This window comes from Peribacillus asahii (assembly GCF_003570725.1).
Lineage (GTDB): Bacteria > Bacillota > Bacilli > Bacillales > DSM-1321 > Peribacillus > Peribacillus asahii.
In genome coordinates this window covers 1-6,503 of the sequence record NZ_QWVS01000062.1, presented here as the reverse complement: position 1 = coordinate 6,503, position 6,503 = coordinate 1, and the positions used below count along the sequence as shown (strand labels likewise).

Annotated in this window: 6 protein-coding genes; 5 read left to right on the top strand and 1 reads right to left on the bottom strand. The window is 35.2% G+C overall.

All coding sequences use genetic code 11. The features are described 5' to 3' along the window. Positions 1-247: 247 nt before the first annotated feature. Positions 248-1,297 (top strand): DUF3231 family protein, encoded by a 1,050-nt coding sequence (locus tag D1953_RS20050; RefSeq protein ID WP_245980282.1) that lies wholly within the window; start codon positions 248-250, stop codon positions 1,295-1,297. 78 nt (positions 1,298-1,375) lie between these two features. After that, complete coding sequence (locus tag D1953_RS21495; RefSeq protein WP_182480694.1) at positions 1,376-1,516, top strand: hypothetical protein; 141 nt, start codon at positions 1,376-1,378, stop codon at positions 1,514-1,516. Between the two features lie 263 nt (positions 1,517-1,779). Here D1953_RS21495 and D1953_RS20045 read toward each other — a convergent pair whose 3' ends face one another. Continuing rightward, positions 1,780-2,355, bottom strand: coding sequence for a GNAT family N-acetyltransferase (locus tag D1953_RS20045; RefSeq protein ID WP_119118922.1), 576 nt, complete (start codon positions 2,353-2,355; stop codon positions 1,780-1,782). A gap of 780 nt (positions 2,356-3,135) precedes the next feature. Between D1953_RS20045 and D1953_RS20040 the strand changes: the two genes are divergently transcribed. From D1953_RS20040 to D1953_RS20025, 3 genes are all read left to right on the top strand, one after another. Beyond that, positions 3,136-4,086, top strand: coding sequence for a L,D-transpeptidase (locus D1953_RS20040; RefSeq protein ID WP_119118921.1), 951 nt, complete (start codon positions 3,136-3,138; stop codon positions 4,084-4,086). A 378-nt stretch (positions 4,087-4,464) separates the two neighbouring features. Then, complete coding sequence (locus D1953_RS20030) at positions 4,465-4,884, top strand: MaoC/PaaZ C-terminal domain-containing protein (RefSeq protein ID WP_119118919.1); 420 nt, start codon at positions 4,465-4,467, stop codon at positions 4,882-4,884. A gap of 5 nt (positions 4,885-4,889) precedes the next feature. Beyond that, positions 4,890-6,194 (top strand): sigma-54 interaction domain-containing protein, encoded by a 1,305-nt coding sequence (locus tag D1953_RS20025; RefSeq protein ID WP_119118918.1) that lies wholly within the window; start codon positions 4,890-4,892, stop codon positions 6,192-6,194. Positions 6,195-6,503 lie beyond the last annotated feature (309 nt).

The window sequence follows — 6,503 nt, the reverse complement described above, 5'->3', positions numbered from 1 at the left end:
ATAACTTCAAAAGCTTACCTATCACTATAATAAAGATAAGCGCTCATTTTTTATTTAAGGCCCATATTTTGGAATGGGACAATTTTCTGAATAATGGGATTTAGTATTCAATCGGATTGATGAAGTCGACCTAAAACTGATACTAAAAAATAAGCCTTTATTCTATAAAGAGGCTGTTAACTCGAATAGGACTACAGTTTATTGGGAACTTTAAACTTAATGAAACATACAGATAAGGGGATTACTTATGACCGCCGATAAAGAATTTAATCCAATGGATGTTATGAAACCAATTAATTTAAGTTCAAAAGAATTAGATGAGTCACAGTCGTTTACATCGGTTGAAATCGGTAAACTGTGGGTTACATATATGGGGAACAGTATGGCAAGTCAAATCTTGCCTTATTTTCTGCAACATTGTGAGGATGAATATATTAGGACGTTACTTGAAAATGGTTTAGCCTTATCTAAGGATTTTAAGCAGAGGATAGAAAAATTTTTAAAAAAGGAAAATTTCCCTATACCTGTTGGTTTTTCAAAGGATGATGTAAATCTTGGTGCCCCTCGTTTATACGAAGATGAATTTTACGTGCAATATTTAAAATATACGGCTAAGGCTGGGCTTAGTATCTACTCGGTAGCAATTCCGTTAATAATAAGAGAGGATATAAGGGAGTTTTTCGTTTATGCAAATAAATGCACAGATATCCTATTAGGACAGATTAATAATGTTTTATTTGAAAAAAAATTAATTGTTAAACCTCCAAGTATTCCTACACCTGAAAAACCTGATTTTGCTAATAAACAAAGTTATCTAAACGGTTGGTTTGGAGATGTTAGACCATTACATGCGATGGAAATTGTTCACCTTTACGATAACATTGAAAATAACATAACAAGTAAAGCGTTATTATTGGGATTTTATCAAACAGTTAAGGACGAAAAAATAAAATCATTGTTTAAAAAAGGTTTAGAAATGACTGATAAAGCAGTGAAGCAATGTATTGAAAAGCTTCATTCAGAAAACTTACCAACACCGTCATACATTGACCATTTGGTTACAACATCCGATTATCCTCCTTTTTCTGATAAAATAATGTTATCTCATAAGTTGGACATGTTCTCTATGAAGATTAGGTCATTTGGAAACTCATTAGCGGTAAATGGAAGAAGAGATATAGGTGCATTATATGTAAGAAATATGACTAATGTTGGTGTATTTGTTGATGATGCTGCTAATATTTTAATTGATAAAGGATGGTTGGAAGCGCCACCACAAGCATTTGATAGAAGTTAATTGACAATCGAATAGATTGAAAAAATCTCCATTAGCAAGCTAATTGAAAAACAGAATATAGAAAAGGCGATTCTACAGGTGGATTATCAATGGTTAATGTTTTATTTCTGTCTATATTTCTTTGCTATGTGGGATGCTTGGAAAGATGCTGGAGGAGGAAAGGGGAATTGTTTCTTTCTTCCTTTTGTGTTTGCTGCATACTTTGTTACGTTTGGTTAAAAAATGAATTCGCCTGATGATTGGATTAAAGTCTTTACGGACTGCCAAACGAATGATTAAGGGGCTAGAGGCTATGAACATAATCAAAAAAGGACAGAATCTTCAAGGGAAGAAGTCTATCCTAAATCAAAAAGAATTCATTCATCAACTGTTTGGACTAGTGACATAAGACCAGGGGTCACTGAAAATCTTTCGCCTTTCTATATTTTTTCAAGTTGTTGCACCAGAACTATCAATTGATTAACTAAGTGACAATATAAAAGTCATAGATTTTCAAATAAATTTTCATTTTTCGGGTCTCTGCTAAAGGTTAGAACTTCCTCAACTGGTTGATAGGATTCACCATAAAAATGTTGATCCTTATATGTATGTATCAGATTATATGTCTTCTTCATTGCTTCAAAGATCATTTCTTCCGACTCGTTATTGGGTGCCCAGTAGAGGATTTCCAGTTCATTAAGCTCTTTTGTTGCAAGGGACCTTCTCTCATACCCAATGGAGTTAGCATGCTTAAATCCTTCACGTTTATAAAAATGAAGTCTTTTTTCTGAATCACTGTCTTCATAGTTAATTGGTTCTACTTCAAGTATAATCGGTTTCCCTTTGCGTTTTAGTTTTTCCAATAGTTTATGCCCGAGTCCTTCACCTCTAGCATTTTTTGAAACGAGAAGATAATCAATAAAAATAAAATTATCTAGTTCAACATACATTAAAATATGTTTAGGGCCCTCATCCTTATGATAGATATCTGAACGCTCTTCAAGTAAGCTTTCCATATGTTCTCTTGATTTCATTTCTTCAATCGGAAAATATTGATTTAACTTTTCATACCAATGCATCGTTTACTCCTTTTTAATGTTTTTCCTTTCAAACTTTTTATGTTGATTCTTAATAATGAAAGTACTTGTCTTTATGCTGTCCATTCTTTAGCAAACAATACTAATAAACCTCTAAATTTTGTTCTAAAGGAGTTCTAAATTTTAACTTGAAGAGTATGTAGCCTGTATCTCTTTAGAGTTAGTAAAGATACTACAAACAGTTCTTAAACCTGCCGCGCTTTCGCTTGCTTACCGCTGCTCACTTCGAGACTTTGCCCTCCCGCAAAGGAATTTAATGAACCCTTAATAGTTATTAAAAAACAAATTCGTAACAGCCTGCGTTAAATTATTATGATTCCATTCAAAAAGATGAATGGGTAGCTATTACCGAATGGAGTAATTAATTTATCAAATGAACTGATTAAAATCGTCCCCTTTTGGGGCGATTTTTTATTTAAATGTGAAAACGCAGGGGGAAATTGTGTTTTATTGTTCTATATCAAGAATTGATGATATATTTTTATGTAATGTAAAAAAAAGGAAATTTTGAAAATGTATCGAAAACCAATCTAAGTGTTAGGACATTTTATATAAAAAGAGTAACCGCTTCTGAGAAAGCAAGAAAATAAGCTAAGTAAACAAGTTAAGGAGGAAAAGTACTTTATTTACATCTGGAGCAATTTATGAGTTATCGATCTGCTTTAAAACAAGTTTGAGTGTGTAAACAATATAGCCGTGGCTCATTTTATCGCTGGCAAATTCTTTGCGCACCAGCATTAAAAGAAGCAGGAGGCGAAAAAGATGAATAAAGCTCAAAATCGCTACATGCGTGTAAGAAAGGCTAAATCACAAGCAAAACAGAAGCAATCGAGCAGAAGGTTGCTAGCTTTACTAATCTTTTTCTCTTGTTTATTTCTTATGTATACTGCATTTGTTTTAGAGCGTTATTTTTTTCACTTTACAGATATGTTCACGGAAGAAAACGCTATCGATGCGTCTACAGCGATACATGATTCTACACCTATGTACAAGAAAGAAAACGCTTCACAGCAGGAGAGCAACATTGCTCAAAAAGATGGTGCATTGCTGCCGGTGGATGTAACAAATCTAAAGCATATAGAATGGCTCGTTGTAAACAGCGCAATTGTGCATTTTTATCAAGCAAAAAAACGCTATCCTGTGTCGCTTGAGGAGTTAGCGAGTCCTTATCCGAATAACTGGATTTCATATGTTCCTAAAGGAATTACGTACAAACGAATGAGCCAAAGCTATACTCTTCTTTTAGCAGGTACCCCTCTTGATGCTCGAAAAGAACTAGTGGAAATCCTCGTTTACCCGAGTGTGCACAAATTAGCACTTTCATTTCATGGCAGAACGATTGCTGTTTACTCTATAGCTACAGGAAAAAAAGGAATGCCGTTCTCAGCTTCATATGTAACAGAAAGAGTGGTGGAGCCGAATGGTCCAGGCTCTCCGTTTGGCACAAGAGGGATTGTACTCGAACAAGAAATAGCCCTGCATGGAACAAACAAGCCTTCTTCGGTCGGAAGAAGTGTGTCAGCAGGCTGTTTTCGTTTGTTGAATCACCATATTGAAGAATTGTATCCATTTGTCCCAAAAGGAACGCCTTTAAAAGTATTAGACGGTGCTCCCGCTGCTTCATCCTTGTCTGAAGGAATTCCGCTTGTGTTAACAAGGAAATCACTCGAAAGTGAAAAAAATCCGGGTGTCAGGTATAAGTGGCGAGGATAATAAAAGAGGGAATTATCGTATAACATGTTGGTGGTCTTATACAAGTAAACTTAATGCACGCTACCTAGTAGTGTGTATTTTTTATGAATAGTTTTTCGCAAAAGAGATTCGCAATTATGCGAAAAATTATCACTTTTGCGAGAATATTTGAATCTAGGTCTCTTTTTAAAAGGATACTTGTTGGTATGAAACTTGCAATACGATTAAGCAAGAGGAGCAATGCTTCGTTCAATATATCAATCACAAAACAACATGATTATTCTACGTTTAAGTATTGGACAGATAAAACGAGAATGGAGAGATGCAAATGAAAATCTATGTGATTATGAAACTTACTTTTGATACAGCAGAAAAGTCTGTGAATAAAGGAGAGTATAAATGAACTTATCTACTTCGGAATTGTTTATCGGACAAATAGCCCGTTTGCGACGGATATTTACAGAAGATGATGTTCAACAATGCAATGAATTAACAAAAGATTTTAATCCAATCTATCAACGAAATGAGGATAGTTGGAAGAATCGTTATTCGCAGCCGATTGTTCCCGGAATGTTGGTGGAGGGATTAGTTACCCAAGTGATTACCGATAAACTTCCGGGACGTGCTTGTGTATTGCTGCAAAAAGAGATGATTTATTATCATCCGGTACATGCCGGAGATGTCATTACCGCTGAATTGACGATTATTGATGTTAATCTTGAAAGAAATTGGGTTACGCAAAAGGTTGCATGCTTTAATCAAAATGGAACCGAGGTAATTAAAGGACAAGTGGTTCTTTTTGTATTATCGGAAAGGTGATTGATATGGAGAAGACGATAAATTTACTAGAAGACTGGGGATACATTGAAGTTGATAGCAGCGGGCGACTAGTTCACCTCAGCCCAGATTTTTGTGAAAACTTTTCGATAAATAAGAGTGCTTACTTAGGGGCTCCAATTTATGATGTAATCCATGGAATGTATGGCCGAAGGCGTAAAAAAGTCTTCTTCGGTGTTATTTCCGGGATTAATTGTTTAATTAGAGTGACGAAACAGAATCAACAGGAGATTTATCGGGTGATAGCCCGTGATGGAGATATTGAGCATCATGAAATGGTCTCGTTCATGCATGCAATTGATTTAGCTAAAATGAACAAAAAAAAGCCCCACCAAAACAAATACAGCTTTGAGGAAATTATTGGGGATAGTATGGCGATGAAGGAGGCTAAAGAATTAGCCATTCGAATTGCGACTAGTAATTCAACTGTGCTGCTGACAGGGGAAAGTGGGACGGGAAAGGAATTATTCGCTCAAGCGATTCATGGTATAAGCAGAAGGAAAAACAATCCCTTTATTGCAGTAAATTGTGCAGCTATCCCGGGGGAATTATTTGAATCAGAGCTTTTTGGGTATGAACCGGGAGCATTTAGTGGAGCAAGAAAGGAAGGAAAGCCTGGAAAGTTTGAATTAGCTATGAATGGTACCCTTTTTCTTGATGAAATATCAGAACTTCCTTATGAAGCACAAGGAAAGCTGCTCCGTGTGCTTCAGGAAAAAGAGGTTGAACGCATCGGAGGAACCGTTAGTAAAAATATTGATATCCGTATTATTGCAGCAACGAATCGTGACTTAGGAAAACTTGTTGAGGAAGGGAAGTTCAGACAGGATTTATTTTATCGACTTTATGTCTTCGATTTAACAATTCCTTCACTTCGGGAGAGAAAAGAGGATCTTCTATCATTAGCTCATTATTTTATTGATTTTTTTAATGAGAGGTTTGATCTGGACGTTAAATTCATTGATTCCCAGCTTCAAGAGTGGATCTTGAACTATGAATGGCCAGGAAATGTTCGTGAATTAAAGGCCTTTATTGAAAGGGCAATGAATATTGTTGAAGGAGATACCCTTTCGATGAATACGATCTATTTTTCACGCCAAATGTCTACCAATCCAACAAATAGGGAAATCACACCTCTGCAAAGTTTAGAGGAAGAAGTGAGAAGTGCAGAGATAAACGCAATCCAACGAGCTTTACAAGAAGCAAATGGTGATCGAACTCTAGCTGCTCAAAAACTAAAAATACATATTGCCAGTTTGTATCGAAAAATAGCTAAGTACAATCTGAAATAATACTATATTTGCACACTATTCAGTAGTGTGTATTTTTTTGTATCAGAATTTATAACTGACAAGTATCGCGTGATTCAAAAATGAAATGTTGATTCATTTTTGAAACACGAGGACCTGCTAGTAATCTATTTGTTTGATTTAAATATAAATCGACAAAGAATTAAGTTGTAAGTAAAGCCCGATAAATGTAAGCATTTCTTTTTGGCACAATTTTTGCATTATGTATATAGTATTCCAATTTATTAGGGGGAATTGACATGTTTACGATAGTAAATCCAGAAATTGAGCAAATTAGACAAATGGTAAGGA

Excerpts from the sequence above, each read along its gene's own strand:
- D1953_RS20030 (WP_119118919.1), top strand. The coding sequence starts at position 4,465 with ATGAACTTATCTACTTCGGAATTGTTTATCGGACAAATAGCCCGTTTG.
- D1953_RS20025 (WP_119118918.1), top strand. The coding sequence starts at position 4,890 with ATGGAGAAGACGATAAATTTACTAGAAGACTGGGGATACATTGAAGTT.
- D1953_RS20050 (WP_245980282.1), top strand. The coding sequence starts at position 248 with ATGACCGCCGATAAAGAATTTAATCCAATGGATGTTATGAAACCAATT.
- D1953_RS20045 (WP_119118922.1), bottom strand. The coding sequence starts at position 2,355 with ATGCATTGGTATGAAAAGTTAAATCAATATTTTCCGATTGAAGAAATG.
- D1953_RS20040 (WP_119118921.1), top strand. The coding sequence starts at position 3,136 with ATGAATAAAGCTCAAAATCGCTACATGCGTGTAAGAAAGGCTAAATCA.